Here is a 17,193-nt window from a genome sequence, read left to right as displayed (position 1 = left end):
AAAGGCGCGCTCTTTTCGGAGCGCGCCTTTGTTATGGGTAGATGGTATGTTCCGGTCAGGGTTTCAGACCGGTAATCCGAAACAGGGCCTCAAGGTATTTTTCCGAGGTCTTAAGCACGATATCGTCGGGCAGAGTTGGCGCAGGTGCCTGCTTGTTCCAATCCAGGGTTTCCAGATAATCGCGCAGGAACTGTTTGTCGAAACTTGGCTGCGCCCCGCCCTGGCGGTATTCATCCTGCGGCCAGAAACGCGAAGAATCGGGGGTCAACGCCTCATCGATCCACATCAGACGGCCATCACGCAGTCCGAATTCAAATTTGGTATCGGCAACAATGATTCCCTTGGCCGCCATTTCGTCCCGTGCCCTGCCGTAAATGGTCAGCGCCACCTCGCGAGCTTGTGCCGCGATATCCCCGCCACAGAGTTCTGTGGCCTTTTCGAAGGAGATATTTTCGTCATGGGCCCCCAGTTCGGCCTTGGTCGACGGGGTGAATATAGGCTCGGGCAACTTCTGGCTTTCGACCATGCCGGGCGGTAAGGCAATGCCGCACACGGTACCCTGCTGGCGATACTCTTTCCAGCCCGATCCGGCCAGATAACCGCGTACGATGCATTCGATGGGCAAAGGCTCGGCCTTGCGCACCAGCATACTGCGACCCTCAAGCTGGTCCCGGTAAGGTCGGGTTTCCGCCGGGAAGTCGTCGACCTCGGTAGACACCAGATGATGGGGCACGATATCGGAGAAAGCATCGAACCAGAATTTGGAAATCTGGGTCAATACGAACCCTTTGTAAGGAATGCCTTCATTCATCACCACATCAAAAGCCGAAATGCGATCGCTGGTGACGATCAGCAGATGTTCGCCAAGGTCATAAATATCGCGAACCTTGCCTTTGTTAACCAGCTTGAGATTGGGAAAATCGGTCTGCAGAACAATGGGTATCATAGAGTTTTTTCACCTTCCAGAATATTTTGCAAGGTCGGCTCGACCTTGATCTTCGCTTCGCTCTTGAGCTTTTCAACGAGCTCCGTCAGCAACTTTTCACGCTTATTGGTAAGCACCGAGGTCCGCAGCTGTTCGCGGGCGGCATCGGTCAATTTGGCCGGGTCGGCTTCCATGCGATGCATCAGGGTCGCTACCACGAAGCGGCCGTCGATGACATAAACTTCATCGGCCACCGGAGCCTCTTTGGTCAGGGCAAAGCCCGCAGTAGCCAGCGCCTCGGAACTGCCGATGCGCGGAATGAAATTACCGTAAGAACGGGGAAATAAACCGGTTTCGCCCATCTCCACCTTTTCCTTGCGGGCTACATCCGCCAGCTTCTTCCCGGCCTTCAGTTCAGCCAGAACAGCTTCAGCGGCCTGTCGGGCCAAGCCGACGCTTTCCTGGCGACGGTAGGCTCGCTCAACCTCGGCGCGCGCCTCCTTCAGTTCAGGAATATAGCTGGCGTGGCGTTCCTTGACGACAAAAGTCAGGACACCCTGATCCCGCACGATGGGACGGGCCAGTTCGCCTTCCTTAAGAGCAAATGCAGCCATGCTGAGTTCGTCGTCGGAACCCAACCCGTCGATGGCCTCGCCACGACTGAAAAGGCCTGTTTCCCGAACCTGCAGACCATTGGCCGAGGCCGCAGCGTCGATGTCGCCATCCTGGCGATGGGCACTATACGCCATCATGGCCTTGTCCAGCGCATCCTGCCGCGCCAACTCCTTGCGCAGGTTGGCACGGACATCGTCCCGCACATCGTCCAGCGGCTTGGTCTGGGCTTCGATACGACCTTCGCATTTAATGATATGGTAGCCCATCGACGTTTCCACCAGATCGCTGATTTGACCGGGTTTCAGGGCAAACGCCACGTTTTCGAAATCGGGCACCATGCTGCCATGGGTGAAATACCCCAGGGCACCGCCTTTAATAGCGCTGCCGGCATCGTCGGAATGGGTACGGGCCAGCTGGGCGAAATCCTTGCCGGCGCGCGCTTGTTCCAGGACTTTTTGGGCAGCGGCACGCTTTTTCTGGCGACCGTCCTCATCCAGACCGGCGGTGATGCGAAACAGGATATGAGAGGCTTTGACCTGTTCCTCCACCCAATACTGATCCTTGTGCTTGTCGTAGTAATCCTGAATGGCCGCATCATCGACGGAAATGTCTTTGGCAACATTGTCAGGATCGAACCGCACAAAACGCAAGGCGATCTTTTCCGGTTGCCGAAAGTCCTCGCGGTTTTCCTGAAAGTATGCCTGCAGCGCTTCGTCCGTAACCGTCACCTTGCTTTCATAACGACCCGGCGCCAATTTCACAAAAGCCAGGTCGATCTTTTCATTGCGGTTGCGATATTCATGATCGATATCCTGATCGGTGACTTCGGCATCCTGCTTGATGGCCTCGACCACCTTGCCGAGCAGCAACTGCTCGCGCATGTTGCGTTCAAAAGCCCTGGAGGTCAGATGCTGATAAGCAAGCACCTCCTGGTAGCGCTTGCGATCGAACTGACCGTCTTTCTGAAAAGCCGGAATATCGGCAATTGCCTGACGTAATTCGTCTTTATCGACCGCGATATCCCGATTGTCGGCTTCCTGCAACAACAGCAGACGGTTTACCAGCTGCTCGTATGCCTGGGTATTCAGCTGCAACTGTTTTTCAATCTCCGGTGGCAGACTGCGACCGAAGCGCTTTTCCATCTCCTGGCGCATGTTCTGGTAGGTTATCTGGAAATCCTGATAACTGATAGCGTCTCCGTTGACGTGGGCAATTGCACTGCCGTCCCCGCCGGATCCGCTGTTACCTTTGCCCCAGACCAGGAAAATGGTTCCGACAAAAGCGGCAATGATTGTCCAGAAAACGATTTTTACAAGCACTGACCGCTGCTTTTTGCGAATCAGGTCTAGCATATGGGCGGGCTCCTTTGCATGTTAGTTACAGGTAGGAAAAAATAAGAGGAAATGTTAGTCAATCGGCCCCGGAATTGCAACTCATTTTTCCTTTTGTCTCTTGAAATAACATCGGCTTTTTGCTAGTGTGAAGCTCATTTTTTCAGGCACCTGCCTGACCGTTCCCATACCGGGAGCGGGCGAAAGGAGAAACCCGCCATCATGTTTAACCTTGTCGACTCCATCTTCGGTTTATTTTCAAACGACCTGGCGATTGACCTGGGCACCGCCAACACCCTGGTCTACCTCAAGGGCAAGGGTATCGTGGTCAGCGAGCCTTCCGTGGTTGCGGTGCAAAAAGACAGCATGGGCCAGAAAAAAGTCCTTGCGGTCGGCATGGAAGCAAAAAAAATGCTCGGCCGTACGCCGGGCAGCATCGTTGCCATCCGCCCCATGAAGGACGGCGTCATTGCCGACTTCGATATTACCGAAGAGATGCTGCGGTATTTTATCCGCAAAGTTCACAACCGCAAGACGCTGGTAAGACCCCGTATCGTCATCTGCGTACCCTCCGGCATCACGCAGGTCGAAAAACGCGCTGTCAAGGAGTCGGCGGAGTCCGCCGGGGCGCGCGAGGTCTACCTCATCGAGGAACCGATGGCAGCCGCCATCGGAGCCGGACTGCCTATCACCGAAGCCTCCGGCAACATGATCGTCGATATCGGCGGCGGCACCACCGAGGTGGCGGTTATTTCCCTGGCCGGGGTCGTCTACGCCAAAAGCGTGCGCGTCGGTGGCGACAAACTGGACGAGGCCATCGTGCAGCATCTCAAGCGCAAATATAACATGCTCATCGGTGAGCGCACCGCCGAACAGATCAAAATCGAGATCGGCGGCGCCTACCCTGACGAGGAAGTGCGCACCATGGAAATCAAAGGCCGCGATCTGGTGTCCGGTATTCCCAAGACCCTGGAGATCGACTCCAAGGAGATTCGCGAGGCTCTGACCGAAACGGTCAATGCCATCGTCGAGGCGGTGCGCATCGCCCTGGAGCGCACTCCGCCGGAACTGGCGGCCGATATCGTCGACAAGGGTATCGTTCTGGCCGGCGGCGGCGCCTACCTGCGCAATCTCGATGCCCTGCTGCGCGACGAAACCGGCTTGCCGGTGGTGATCGCGGAAGATCCGCTGTCCTGCGTCGCTCTCGGCTCCGGCAAAGTTCTGGACGAACTCGATCTGTTACGGCGCGTTACCGTGACCTCCTGACAGTCCTGTCCCGACGGGCGACATAGCATTTCAGGCAAAAGAGGGCGCTCGGCCCTCTTTTGCATTGCGATACAGGGTTTTTCATGCTGGAAATGCTCAGAAAATACCGTACCCCGCTGCTGGTCATCTGCCTGCTCATGACCGCCCTGCTGATCTATTCTTCACGTTTACGCAAACAACCCCAAACCACCCTCTTCGAAAAGGCGATCCTGCAACTGGCCAGCCCGCTTCAACGCGGCTTCAGCACGAGCATGCGCTCCCTTACGGGGCTGTGGCAGCACTATCTGTGGCTCATCGATACGCAACGGCAAAACGACCGGCTGCTTGAAGAAAACCGTCGCCTGCAGGGGCAACTCGATCTGGTGCGGGAATTTCAACTTGAAAACCAGCGCCTCAGCGCCTTGCTGTCGCTGCGTGAAAGGCTGACCATTCCGACTCTGCCAGCCCGCGTCATCGCCGAAGATGCCACCAGTCTTTTCCAAACCCTCATCATCGACCGGGGGACGGAAGACGGATTACACGAGGGGTTGCCTGTCGTCGTCCCCGAAGGGGTGGTGGGACGCATTATCCGCTGCTCCGCCCGGCAGTCGCGGGTACTGCTCGCAACCGACGCATCCTCGGCCATGGCCGTGCTGGTGCAACGCAGTCGAGCCCGGGGCATTTGCCGGGGGCGCGGCCAATCGTTGACCCTCGACTTCGCTCTGCTGCGTGAAGATATCGCTACCGGAGACACCATCATCACATCGGGCAATGGCGGCATTTTCCCCAAGGGACTGCCCGTGGGAACCGTCAGCCATACCCAGACAAACGATCTGGACCTGTTCCAAACGGTCACAGTGACCCCCGCCGTCAACTTCTCCCGGCTGGAAGAAGTTCTCGTCATGCTGGACACCGTCCCATGAAAACCCTGACCTGCTACCTGATTCTCGGGCTGATACTGGCTGTGATCGAGACCCTGATTCCCCAAACCATGGCCAGCAAACCGGACCTGCTGCTGTTACTGGTATTGACCCTCGGTTTAAAAGAAAAAGTCATTCTCGGTGGATCTGCCTCCTGGCTGCTGGGCTGTTTACAGGACAGCGTCTCGGGCTTTTCCCTGGGCCTTTACGGGCTGGTCTACCTGCTGCTGTATCTGATCCTTCGAAGCATCTCCGGCCACCTGAACAGCGAAAGCCCGATACTGTTGCTGTTTCTGGTTTTCGTCAGCAGCCTGTTGCAGTCCCTGATATTGGTTTTCACCCTGGGTTTTCTTGCCGAGCACGGCACCTACTGGCGCCAGATCCTCACCGGTATCCCCGGACAAATCCTGGTTAATTTGCTGGCCGCCCTGCTGTTCCTGCAAATCACGACCTGGCTGAAACCCTATAGACGCCGATTTTTAAAACAGGCCGGGGGGCTGTTTTGAACCTAGAATTTGAAAGCGACTGGCAGACCCTGCCGCATAGCCGCAAACGTTATGTACTGGCGTCCCTGATCGCCGCTATTATCTTTTTACTGCTGTTGTTGCGCCTCTGGCAGTTGCAGATCATCAGCAATGATCACTATCGTACTCTGTCGGAGAAAAACCGTACGCGCTACATCCCCATAACTGCCCAGCGGGGACGCATTTTCGATCGCGACGGCAAACTGCTGGCGGATAATCGGCCAGCCTTCGATGTGGCGGTGTTGCGCCAGGAGGTAGACGATCCCTCTTTATTGCTGGAACGGCTGGCCGGCTTTTTATCCATCGACCGGGAAGAATTGCGCAAACGCTGGAATGCCGGCAAGCGCCTGCCCCGTTACCGCCCGATCACCCTGGCCTGGGATGTCGACCGCGACACCCTGGAAAAGATCATGGAAAACACCGTCGATCTGCCCGGAGTGTTGATGGAAACCCGCCCGGTACGCTCCTTTCCGCTGGGGGCCGTGGCTCCTCACTTCCTCGGCTACCTTGGCGAAATTGCCGAAAAGGATCTGAAACTGCCGGAATTCGAGGAATACAGTCCGGGCGATGTGGTGGGCAAAGCCGGTATCGAAAAAAAGCTGGAACATGTGTTGTGCGGCATCAATGGCGAACGACGGGTTGAAGTCGATGTCCAGGGCAAATCCATGCGGATTCTCAAAACCCAGGATCCGCAACCGGGCAACCAGGTCGTCTTGACCCTGCAGGCCTCCCTGCAGCAAGTCGCGGAAAAAGCCTTTGACGGTCAGGCCGGGGCCGCCGTGGTGCTCGATGTTCACACCGGGGAAATCCTCGCCATTACCAGTCAACCGACCTTCGACCCGGCACAATTCGCCCGCGGTCTGACCACCAGGGAATGGCGCGCCTTGCAGAACAACCCCTTGAAACCGCTGCAAAACCGCGCCATCAGCGGACAATATCCCCCGGGGTCCATTTTTAAAATCGTCACCGCCCTGGCCGCCCTCAAAGCCGGGGCCGCCAGGCCTGACACCCGTGTAAACTGCGAAGGCTCCACCACCGTCGGCAATCACACCTTTCGCTGCTGGAAGCGTCGCGGACACGGTGTGACCGACCTGCGCAAAGCGCTTAAAGAAAGCTGCGATGTCTGGTTCTATGAAGTAGCCCTCAACGTCGGCATCGACCGAATCGCCGCCATGGCGCGGGAACTCGGCCTGGGCAGCGCCCTTGGGTTCCAGGTGGGCATGGAAAAAGGCGGTCTGATACCCGACCGGGCCTGGAAAAAGGCTCGCTACGGCACCAGCTGGTATCTCGGCGAGACCCTGAACGCCTCCATCGGGCAGGGGTATATCCTGACCACGCCGCTGCAACTGGCCACCATGACCGCTGCCGTCGCCAATGGCGGCACGGTGTTTCGTCCGCATATCGTGAAAAGCATTGAAAACCTCACAAGCGGGATCGTACAACAAACCGAGCCCGAAATTCTCCACCGGGCCGACTTATCCGCCCAGCATCTGAATGCGGTACGCAAGGGATTAGAAGCCGTGGTCAACGAACCGGGGGGCACAGCCTGGAAGAGTCGACTTGAGGAGTTGCCCTATGCGGGAAAAACGGGGACCGCCCAGGTCGTGAAACTGCGCGACGACATCAAGGACGAAAAGCTGATTCCCTACCGGTTTCGCGACCATGCCCTGTTCGCCGCCTATGCACCGGCCCGCAATCCCGAGATCGCGGTTGCCGTGGTGGTGGAACATGGCAGCCATGGCAGCAGTGCTGCGGCTCCCATAGCCAAAACCATTATCGCCCACTATTTCGGGTTGGACAAACAACCTTCCTCGGATAAAACCCTGTCCAGCGAGTGACTCAATTATGTTTGACCGTCGTCTTCTCACACACTTCGACTGGGGACTTTTGTTGCTGGTGTTGATTATTGCCGGGCTCGGTATCCTCAACCTGATAAGCGTCACCTCATCGTGGGCATCGCCGGCCGCGCCGTTTTCCCTCAAGCAGCTTTCATGGCTGGGAGGCGGACTGATTATTGCGGTCAGTATCTGCGCCATCGACTACCGCCGGCTCGAATATCTGGCCTTTTACCTTTACGCCGGCAACCTTTCACTGCTTCTGCTGGTACTCGTCATCGGTCGCACCTCCATGGGCGCCACACGCTGGCTGGATCTCAAATTTTTCAACCTGCAACCCAGCGAACTGATGAAAATCGTCATCATCATCGCCCTGGCCTGCTTTTTCAGTCGACGGGACTCGCCGCAGGGTTATACATTTCGGGAACTCTGGGCCCCATTCACCATGTTGGCGATGCCCGCGCTGCTTATCATGAAACAGCCCGACCTCGGCACCGCCATGATCGTGCTGATGATCGGTGCTTCCATGGCCTTATTCGCCGGGATTCGACCGGCCACCCTGACGGGCCTGGGATTGCTGGCCGGCAGTGCCGCCACCGGCGGATGGTTTTTGCTGCACGGCTACCAGAAACAAAGAATTCTGACCTTTCTGAATCCGGAAGCCGATCCTCTCGGATCGGGCTACCACATCATTCAATCGAAAATTGCCGTCGGCAGCGGCGGCTTCTGGGGCAAGGGCTTCATGAAAGGCACCCAGTCCCAGCTCTCTTTTCTGCCTGAGCGCCACACCGACTTTGCGTTCTCCGTTTTTGCGGAGGAATGGGGATTTATCGGATGTCTGACTTTACTGGCGCTGTTGCTGCTGCTGGTAATCTGGGGACTCAACATTTCGCGCCACGCATCAACGCGATTTGGCATGTTTCTGGCTTTTGGTGTTAGTGCCATGCTGTTTTTTCATATCGTCATCAACCTCGGCATGGTTATCGGCCTGCTGCCGGTCGTCGGTGTCCCGCTGCCGCTTTTTTCCTACGGCGGCACCAGTATGATTACGACTATGACGGGCGTGGGGCTGTTGCTCAATGTCAGCATGCGACGGTTCAAGTTTTAAGCGGGGTCGCGCACGACCCGCCGAACGCCCTCAAAACCGTTGGCGCAGGCAATGATGCCCCTTAGCCTTATCTGCGCATACGATAACCCGGCCTCATCCCATAAAGGATAAAACCATGAGTGCGACGCAACTTACCCCCGAAACCTTTACGGAGTGGGCTGACTCCGATCCGGAACTGGCCTGTGCACTGGCAGCGGTTCAGGATCTGCCGGCCATGACCGATATTGTCAACGACTTTCTCCTTACCATCGAAGATCCTGACTGGAGCGCTAAAAGCGTGGCTCAGGTCATCTCCCGAGATCCCGTGGTGGCGGCCAGCGTTCTGAAAGTTGCCAACAGCTCCTACTACAGTTTTCAGCGCCAGATCAACAATCTCGAAGGCGCCATTGCCGTTTTGGGTTTGGCCACCATAAAGAGTCTGGTTTTGACAGCCGGTGTCAAAAACATGAACAAACGCTTCGGACTAATCGAAAAACTCTTATTGGAAGATGCCATCGGCTGCGCCTTGTGTGCGCGTGAAATTGCCAGAAAAACCCGTTGTTGCGACCCCGAAGAAGCCTTTTTGGGGGGGCTGCTGCGGCATATCGGCAAAATCGCCATGAACAATCTCGACAGCGAAAAGTATTCGGAACTGGTGCAGGCCGTCTACAACGGGGAAGACAACCTCACGACTCTGGAGCGCAAATTCTTCCCCTACAGTCATGCCGCCATCGGCGCAGCCATGCTTCACCATTGGCACCTGGCACCCCAACTGGTGGCCAGCACCCTTTTTCACAACGATGCCGTTTCGCCCGAAAAAATCGGCGAACAGGCCAGTGTCCTGGCTTCGCTGGTACACCTTGGAGGCCTCGTCTGCCTGCGCCTCGGCTTCGGTCAGCGCACCCCTCAGGAAGAACTCGATGTGTATCATGACCCGGCAACGGAACGCCTGGCCCTGACGGAAGAAGATATCGACGACATTCTGCACGATATCCCCGAGGCCGTCACCCAGACCTGCGCGTCTTTCATGGGATAAACCGCGCAAAGGCACCGGTTTCCCCGGTGCCTTTGCCCATAAAATAGCACAAACACAGTCTGCGCCCCCCCCCAACCAACATACCTTTCAGATCCGGTTGCGACATATTACGTCACACCCATGCAGCAAACTGAACACACCACAAAAGGAGGTGTCCATGTTCGAGTTGCTGCTGCTGATCGGTTTTCTGTATGCCGGGTTTTTCCCGCCGACCCCGGCACCCCATCCCTCTAAAACCGCATCCCGCCCCTTGGATGATCGTCAAGCGCCGGATGCCCGCGTCTTTGACAAATCCCGCATGAGGTGAAAAGACTTGCCAGCAAAAGTAAGAATTGCTAATCTTGCGATTAATCGTTCAAGACAAGGCAGTCCGCTTTTATTGCAACCGCTGCCATGCAGTTCATGCCGCCCCGATCCGGCTTCGATGCCGTCCACCCTCCATAATGAACCTCAACGTTTTAAACATGCCGGTTCTTGCGGCAGCCTATGTAACCGGTGTATTGGCGGCCCAGGCCATACCTCCGCCACTCTGGCACCCGGTCGTACCGTTGATACTGGCCATGGCATGGTTCCCGACACGCCACACCAGGACCGGGATTTTACTACTTATGCTCTTTATCATGGCGTGCGGTTACTGCCTCTGCCATACCCAGCTCCGGTTTGCCTCTGAAACAGACTTCCCGCGATCCCTCCCCAAAAACTCGTTTCAAACGATTTACGGCCGCATTCAACAGGTAAAAACGACCCCGAACAACCGCAAACAGCTCGATCTCCGCCTCCACCATGTTTTACAAAAACAGCATCCTGCGACGGCGGCAGGCGGCGTACGCCTGACCATCGAAAAATCGGCTCGTCGCTTCCGCCCGGGTGACGAGATCGCCGTGCGCACCCGTCTGCGCATTCCGCGTCGGTTCGGAACGCCTGGAGAATACGACTACCCGCGTTATCTCGCGGCTAAAGATATACAGTTTACCGCCTTCATACCTGACGATGAGAGTATCGCTCTGCTGAAACGAGCCGAATTGAATACGCTGAGCCGCCTGCGCAACTCCGTGGGAGATCTTATCGACCGCTCCGTTCCGGACCGGAACCAGGCAGCGCTGACACGGGCTTTGGTCATCGGCGACAAAGACGCCCTGCCCCGACCGCAGCGCCAGCGTCTGGCGCATCTCGGGTTAACCCATCTGTTCTCGATTTCCGGCTTTCATTTCGGACTGGTCGCCACCTTCGGCTACATACTCCTGCAGGCCATCGTGCGCCGCAGCGAAGGACTTCTGCTTTTGCTGCCGCCCCGTCGTTTGCTGCCCTGCCTGCTACTGCTGCCGTTATGGTGCTACCTGCAACTGACCGGCCAGGCTCTGCCAGCCATACGTGCATGGCTCGCCATGGGAGTCGTGGCCGCACTGCTATGCACCCGACGTTGCTGCCGACCGACCCATACGGCACTGGCGATTGCCTGTGTCATTCTGGTTGCAACCCCCATGGCTTTGTTCATGCCGTCCTTCCAGCTGTCTTTCGCCGGGGTATTCGGCATCCTGATTTTCCTGCCCCGCTGGAGCCGCATGCTCCCGGACATGTCCATGCGCTGGCGCCGAGTAGCGCAGATAGGCATGGTCACCCCGGCGGCAACCATAACGACCACCCCCTTTGTGCTCTGGCACTTCCACCTGGTGGCGCCCGCGGGCCTGCTGGTCAACCTGTGGGCCGGACCGCTGTTCGCGGGATTGATCATTCCCGCCGGGCTGCTCGGCCTGATATTGACACCGGTCTGGCCGACAGGGGCTGCAGGCTGTTTTCGAGGCATGGGAATGGTTACCGCCTGGATTTTGGGTGCCTCCGAGCCACTGCTCAACATCCCGGCTCTGGGCCCGCGCCAGCTTTATCTGCCCGGATCCTCGCTGCTACTTATAAGCCTGATGGTCGTGATCCTGTTGCTGCCCTGGCGCAAGTGGCACGCCCTGTTGCTGCTCACCTTAGCGTTAGCCCTGGGACTGTGGCCGGCGCCACACCCGGAACAACTGCGGGTAACCGCGTTCAGCGTCGGGCAGGGAGATGCCTTGCTGGTATCGGACAAGGCGGGGCGGCACTACCTGATAGACGGCGGCGGCATGCCCCGCAGCAGCTTCGATACCGGCGAACGCCTGGTCGCACCGGCACTGGGGCGTCTCGGCATCCAAAGACTGACCGCGGTCATTCTGAGCCATGACCATCCTGACCATCGCGATGGTCTGGTTCACATACTCAAGCACTTTCCGGTGGAATCCTTCTGGAGCACGATACCCCGTGAGGATCTCTGGCCGCCCTTGCGCCGAGTACTCCAGGAACGGCACATCCCGGTGCGCACCTTCTCACCGGGCTGGACAACCGTCGAGGCCTCCGATCATTCGGAAGTATCCCTGTTCGTCCCCCCGCAGACATCTGCCAACCTCAATGATCGGTCCATGGTGTTTTATGCCCGCTACGGCCGCAACGGCGTACTTTTGACCGGCGACCTCGAAGGCCCGGGAATCGCCCATTTATTGCGGGCCACGGCAGTTCGCCCCGTGACCCTCCTGAAGCTGCCCCACCACGGCAGCCGTACCAGCCCCGTCGACAGGCTGTGCGAACACTTCCACCCTCATGTGGTTTTCGCCAGCCTCGGCCATAACAATCCCTTCGGTTTTCCCCACCGGCAAACACTGCATCGCCTCGACAGGTATCGACTCCCCCTGTGGCGAACGGACCTGCACGGGACCCTGAGCTTTGACCTCAAAAACGACAGGTGGCACGTAAGATCCTGGCACAACGGGCTTTTCCGTTGACAGCCCGAGACGGCTTTGTTAGTTTATTCAATCATTTAACTTGGAGAATATCCGGATGAAATCCTCAACCATCCTGGTTGTAGATGACGAGCTTTTTTTTCGCCGTCTTTACGCCAACCTCCTCAGCGAAAATGGTTATCAGGTGGAGACTGCCTCGTCAGGCGAGGATGCCGTCATCCGGCTTGCCCAAGGTGATATCGATATCGTGCTTGCAGATCTGGTCATGCCTGGCATGAGCGGGATGGGTATACTCGATCACTGCCGCAAACTCCGCAACCCCCCGGATGTTGTTCTGGTCACGGGACACGCCTCCGTCGAATCGGCCATTCAGGCACTTAAAAATGGGGCGCGCGATTACCTCATCAAACCTTTCGATCCGACGGAACTGCTGCATGTCGTCCACACCTGCCTCGAACAACGCCATCTGCTCGACGAAAACTTTGTCCTCAAAGCTCAAATCCAGCTGCACCAACGCGGGCAACACCTGGCGGCCCAGTTCGACCTCGATCAATTATTCACCGAAGCGCTTGCCGCCGTTCTGCAGGAAGCCGGCGGGGGGCGCGGCCTGGCCTGCCTGATCAACGATGGTCAGATTTCGCAACTGGCGAGCACCAAAGATCTGCAGGAAACCGAAGCGATGGCCCTCATGGATGCCTTGCAGGATCATCTCACCAACGGCACCGAACTGCGCATATTGACCCGGACGGAGCTGCCGGAGGCCCCGCAACTTCCCGAGGGGTTACATACCATCGGCATTTTCCCCTTGCGCTCGCCCTACGGCCTGCACGGCGCCATGGTATTATGCAATCCGCTGGAAAAAGACTTTGACTCCGACCTGCCCCGCGAGAACCTGTGTTACCTGTTGGAGCAGACGGCCCTGGGATTCGAAAATGCCTGCCGTTTTAAAAGCGCCCGGGATCTGATCTTCATCGATGATTTGACCGGATTGCACAACTATCGATACCTGCAGATGATCCTGGAGCAGGAAATTCTGCGCGCCGAGCGTTACGGACTGGAATTTTCCCTGGTCTTCATCGACCTTGATTTTTTCAAGCAGATCAACGATACCCGCGGACACCTGGCCGGCAGCCAAGCCCTCAAGGACGTCGCGGAACTTTTGCGTCAATGTGTCCGGGACTCGGATGTCCTGTTCCGCTACGGCGGCGATGAGTTCACCGGCTTTCTGGTGGAAACCGGCTGCGAAGGCGCCGCCGTGGTCGCCGAACGTATCCGCCGCTCCATTCAGGAACATGTATTTTTCCCGACCAGCGACAACCCTGCGAAAATCACAGCCACTGTCGGATATGCGACCTATCCAACCGATGCCGGCACCAAGCAGGAGATTATCCACCTGGCCGACAAGGCCATGTATGCCGGCAAGCAATGCCGTAACGCGGTACGCGGCGCCTGGCAACTGGCGGAGATGAAAGACGAGCCGGCGGACGACGCATAACCGCTCCGCCGCAAGCGGAAGTTTCAACCCGAAAGCATTATAAATATCGCCCGCTAGCCATTGCGCCAGCGGGCCTTCTATTGCCCTCGGCAGCACCCTGACCTCCGGGATCAACCATTTGCCGCAGCGGCCATGACACCATGAAAGAAGGGATCTATTGTGAGCATATCAGGCATTAAGGGAATGAACGACATTCTCCCGAGCGACGTTGAAACCTGGCAGTTTCTGGAACGTGAGGCACACCGCATTTTTAAATTGTACGGGTTTGCCGAAATCCGCGTTCCCGTCGTCGAAAAAACCGAGCTGTTCTGCCGTTCCATCGGCGAAACCACCGATATCGTGGAAAAGGAAATGTATACCTTCGATGATCGCAGCAGCAATTCCCTGACCCTGCGTCCCGAAGGAACGGCACCGGTCATGCGTTCTTTCATCGAGCATAAATTGCATGCCCTGGATCCCGTATCCAAACTGTATTACATGGGCCCCATGTTCCGCTACGAACGCCCGCAAAAAGGTCGTTACCGGCAGTTCCATCAAATCGGCGCCGAAGCCATCGGTGTCGACGATCCCATGATGGACGCCCAGGTTCTGGCCATGCTGTGCCACTATTTCGATGCCGTGGGCATCGACAACGTGGAACTTCATGTCAACTCCCTGGGCTGCCAGGAATGCCGCCCCCAATACCGCCAGGCTCTTACCGGCTACCTGGAAAGCCGCCTGGACAAGCTGTGTGCGGACTGCCAGCGACGCTATCAGACCAATCCTTTGCGGGTGCTGGATTGCAAGGTGCCAGCCTGCCAGGAAGCCACCAAGGATGCGCCTTCGGTTCTGGACCTGCTTTGCAGCGGTTGCAATGACCACTTCGCCCAGGTCCGGCAACACCTGCAGGAACTCCAGATCGACTACACCATCAACGCACGCATGGTTCGCGGCCTGGATTACTACACCAAAACCACCTTCGAAATGGTCACCAATCAACTCGGCTCCCAGAACGCCGTAGCGGCCGGCGGTCGTTACGACGGCCTCATCAAGGAACTGGGCGGCCCCGCTCTGCCCGGCATCGGATTTGCCATGGGCGTTGAACGGCTGGTGCTGATGAAGGGGGAACAGCAGGTTCAGCCGCCCAGACCCGACGTATTTCTGGCCGCCCTGGGCGAAGCCGCCGGCCAAAAGGCGTTTGCCCTCATGTATCGCCTGCAGCGACTCGACCTGCGCGCGGAGATGGCCTTTACAGGCAAAAGCCTTAAGGCCCAGATGCGCCGGGCCGGCAAGCTGAATGCCCGCTATGTGCTCATGCTCGGCGAGGAAGAACTGGCCTCGGGCCAGGCCCAGCTTCGCGACATGGACAATGGCAGCCAGGAACCCATCGCCCTGGAGGGCATAGAGCAGGCCCTGCTGGAAAAGACACGAGGAAACTAGCCGCGCCGCGCAGCATCGCGTTTAACTGCTTGACGATCTTCGGCGGCAGCCCGTATAATTTGCAATTCGCTTTTACGGCAGGATTCCAACGAATGTGCCGCCTTCTTGAATTATTATCTGCATCAGCAAGGAGCCGAACTTGATCGATATTCTGGGTGATTGGAAAAGAAGCCATTTCTGCGGCAGCATTACCGCCGCCGACACCGGCAAAGAAGTGTGTCTTATGGGCTGGGTCCAGCGGCGTCGCGACCACGGTGGCCTGATTTTCATCGATCTGCGCGATCGCCAGGGTATCGCCCAGCTGGCCCTCGACCCTGACCGCGACCCTGAGGCGCACGCCAAGGCCGAGCGGGTCCGGAACGAATACGTGGTCGCCGTGCGGGGCATCGTTTCCGCGCGCCCCGAGGGCACAGTCAATCCTAAAATGGCCACCGGCGAGGTTGAAGTCGAGGTCAAGGAACTGCGCATGCTCAACGGTGCGGAGACGCCGCCGTTTTTAATCGAGGACAATGTCGATGTCGCGGAAAACATCCGTCTCAAGCACCGCTACCTCGACCTGCGGCGCCCGGCTTTGCAATCCAACCTGGTGCTGCGCCACAAAGTCGCTCAGATCGTGCGCAACTACCTCAACGATACGGGCTTCATAGAAGTCGAAACGCCTGTCCTGACCAAAAGCACCCCGGAAGGGGCGCGTGACTATCTGGTGCCGAGCCGCGTCAACCCCGGCATGTTTTACGCTCTGCCGCAATCGCCGCAGCTGTTCAAACAGTTGCTCATGGTGTCCGGCTTCGATCGTTACTACCAGATCGTCAAATGTTTCCGGGACGAAGACCTGCGCGCCGATCGCCAGCCCGAATTCACCCAGATCGACTGCGAATTGAGTTTTGTAGACCGCCAGGACATCATGGATATCATGGAGGCGATGATCGCCACCGTGTTTCAGCAAATCCTCGGCATCGAGCTTTCGCTGCCCATGCCGCGCATAACCTACACCGAGTCCATGGCCCGCTTCGGTGTCGACAACCCGGATATGCGATTCGATCTGGAGCTGGTGGAAATTTCCAACATCGCCAAGGACTGCGGTTTCAAAGTCTTTGCCGACGCGGTGAAAAAAGGCGGCATCGTCAAACTGCTCAACGCCAAACAATGCGCGTCCTTCTCCCGCAAGGAAATCGACGATTTGACCGATTTCGTAAAAATTTACGGTGCCAAAGGGCTGGCTTACGTTAAAATACAGGAAGACGGTTCCTGGCAGTCGCCCATCGCTAAATTTTTCACGGAAAAGGAAATCGCCCTCATCGACGAAGCGGCCGGCTCCGAGCCCGGCGACTTGCTGCTGTTTGCCGCCGACACCTTCAAGGTTGCCAACGAATCCCTCGGCCGCCTGCGCGGTCATCTCGGACAAAAACTGGGATTGGCGCGCAAGGACGACTTCCGGTTTGCCTGGGTCACCGACTTTCCCCTGTTGGAGTGGGACGGTGAGGCCCGGCGTCACGTGGCGGTGCATCATCCCTTCACGGCACCTCTCGATGAAGACATTGCGCTCCTCGACGGCGATCCCGGCAGCGCTCGCGCCAAAGCCTACGACCTGGTGTTGAACGGCTCCGAAATCGGCGGTGGCAGTATCCGTATCCATAACCGCGAGATACAGAACAAGATGTTCTCCCTGATGGGCATCACGGCCGAGGAAGCCGAGGAAAAATTCGGATTCCTGCTCGGCGCCCTGAGCTACGGAGCGCCCCCTCACGGTGGCATTGCCTTCGGACTCGACCGTTTGATGATGATCCTGACCGGATCCGATTCCATACGTGACGTTATCGCCTTCCCCAAAACCCAGAAAGCCACCTGCCTGTTATCGGAAGCGCCTGGTGCTGTCGACGACAAACAGTTGCGGGAACTCTCCATCCGGCGCGCGGTCCGAAACAATTAGCCGCTGCGGCCCGGGTTTTTCGGGCCTCGATCGCCTTAACGTAATCCTTCGGTGATTGCAAAGACGACGAAA

Annotated in this window: 13 protein-coding genes; 11 read left to right on the top strand and 2 right to left on the bottom strand. The window is 57.5% G+C overall.

The window, feature by feature from the left end; all coding sequences use genetic code 11:
* Positions 1–55: 55 nt before the first annotated feature.
* Positions 56–946, bottom strand: a complete 891-nt coding sequence (locus PCAR_RS06080) for a phosphoribosylaminoimidazolesuccinocarboxamide synthase (protein ID WP_011340770.1) — start codon at positions 944–946, stop codon at positions 56–58.
* The gene (locus PCAR_RS06075) at positions 943–2,892 is read right to left on the bottom strand and encodes a SurA N-terminal domain-containing protein (RefSeq protein ID WP_011340769.1); all 1,950 of its coding nucleotides are present in this window, start codon (positions 2,890–2,892) and stop codon (positions 943–945) included. The genes PCAR_RS06080 and PCAR_RS06075 overlap by 4 nt, the downstream gene beginning before the upstream one ends.
* Positions 2,893–3,093: 201 nt before the next feature.
* Here PCAR_RS06075 and PCAR_RS06070 point away from each other — a divergent pair, with 201 nt between their 5' ends.
* The 11 genes from PCAR_RS06070 (at position 3,094) to aspS (ending at position 17,121) form a co-directional block, all read left to right on the top strand.
* Entirely contained in the window at positions 3,094–4,137 is a 1,044-nt protein-coding gene (locus tag PCAR_RS06070; RefSeq protein ID WP_011340768.1) for a rod shape-determining protein, read from the top strand.
* Between the two features lie 83 nt (positions 4,138–4,220).
* A complete protein-coding gene (mreC, locus tag PCAR_RS06065) occupies positions 4,221–5,039 on the top strand; it encodes a rod shape-determining protein MreC (RefSeq protein WP_011340767.1) in 819 nt (272 codons plus the stop codon).
* Positions 5,036–5,542 (top strand): rod shape-determining protein MreD, encoded by a 507-nt coding sequence (gene mreD / locus PCAR_RS06060; RefSeq protein ID WP_011340766.1) that lies wholly within the window; start codon positions 5,036–5,038, stop codon positions 5,540–5,542. Before mreC ends, mreD begins: the two co-directional genes overlap by 4 nt.
* Positions 5,539–7,398, top strand: coding sequence for a penicillin-binding protein 2 (gene mrdA, locus PCAR_RS06055; RefSeq protein ID WP_011340765.1), 1,860 nt, complete (start codon positions 5,539–5,541; stop codon positions 7,396–7,398). Before mreD ends, mrdA begins: the two co-directional genes overlap by 4 nt.
* A 7-nt stretch (positions 7,399–7,405) precedes the next feature.
* Positions 7,406–8,503, top strand: a complete 1,098-nt coding sequence (rodA, locus tag PCAR_RS06050) for a rod shape-determining protein RodA (RefSeq protein ID WP_011340764.1) — start codon at positions 7,406–7,408, stop codon at positions 8,501–8,503.
* A 115-nt stretch (positions 8,504–8,618) separates the two neighbouring features.
* Positions 8,619–9,518: an HDOD domain-containing protein gene (locus tag PCAR_RS06045; protein ID WP_011340763.1), complete on the top strand. Its 900-nt coding sequence runs from the start codon at positions 8,619–8,621 to the stop codon at positions 9,516–9,518.
* 157 nt (positions 9,519–9,675) lie between these two features.
* A complete protein-coding gene (locus tag PCAR_RS18780; RefSeq protein WP_011340762.1) occupies positions 9,676–9,825 on the top strand; it encodes a hypothetical protein in 150 nt (49 codons plus the stop codon).
* A gap of 157 nt (positions 9,826–9,982) precedes the next feature.
* Complete coding sequence (locus PCAR_RS06040; protein WP_158447408.1) at positions 9,983–12,319, top strand: DNA internalization-related competence protein ComEC/Rec2; 2,337 nt, start codon at positions 9,983–9,985, stop codon at positions 12,317–12,319.
* Positions 12,320–12,374: 55 nt separating this feature from the next.
* A complete protein-coding gene (locus PCAR_RS06035; RefSeq protein ID WP_011340760.1) occupies positions 12,375–13,772 on the top strand; it encodes a GGDEF domain-containing response regulator in 1,398 nt (465 codons plus the stop codon).
* Positions 13,773–13,955: 183 nt separating this feature from the next.
* Complete coding sequence (hisS, locus tag PCAR_RS06030) at positions 13,956–15,191, top strand: histidine--tRNA ligase (protein WP_052643327.1); 1,236 nt, start codon at positions 13,956–13,958, stop codon at positions 15,189–15,191.
* Between the two features lie 139 nt (positions 15,192–15,330).
* Positions 15,331–17,121, top strand: coding sequence for an aspartate--tRNA ligase (aspS, locus tag PCAR_RS06025; RefSeq protein WP_011340758.1), 1,791 nt, complete (start codon positions 15,331–15,333; stop codon positions 17,119–17,121).
* Positions 17,122–17,193 lie beyond the last annotated feature (72 nt).

This window comes from Syntrophotalea carbinolica DSM 2380 (assembly GCF_000012885.1).
Lineage (GTDB): Bacteria > Desulfobacterota > Desulfuromonadia > Desulfuromonadales > Syntrophotaleaceae > Syntrophotalea > Syntrophotalea carbinolica.
Note: the sequence above shows the minus strand (reverse complement) of the source record. Positions and strands in the feature narration are given on the sequence as shown.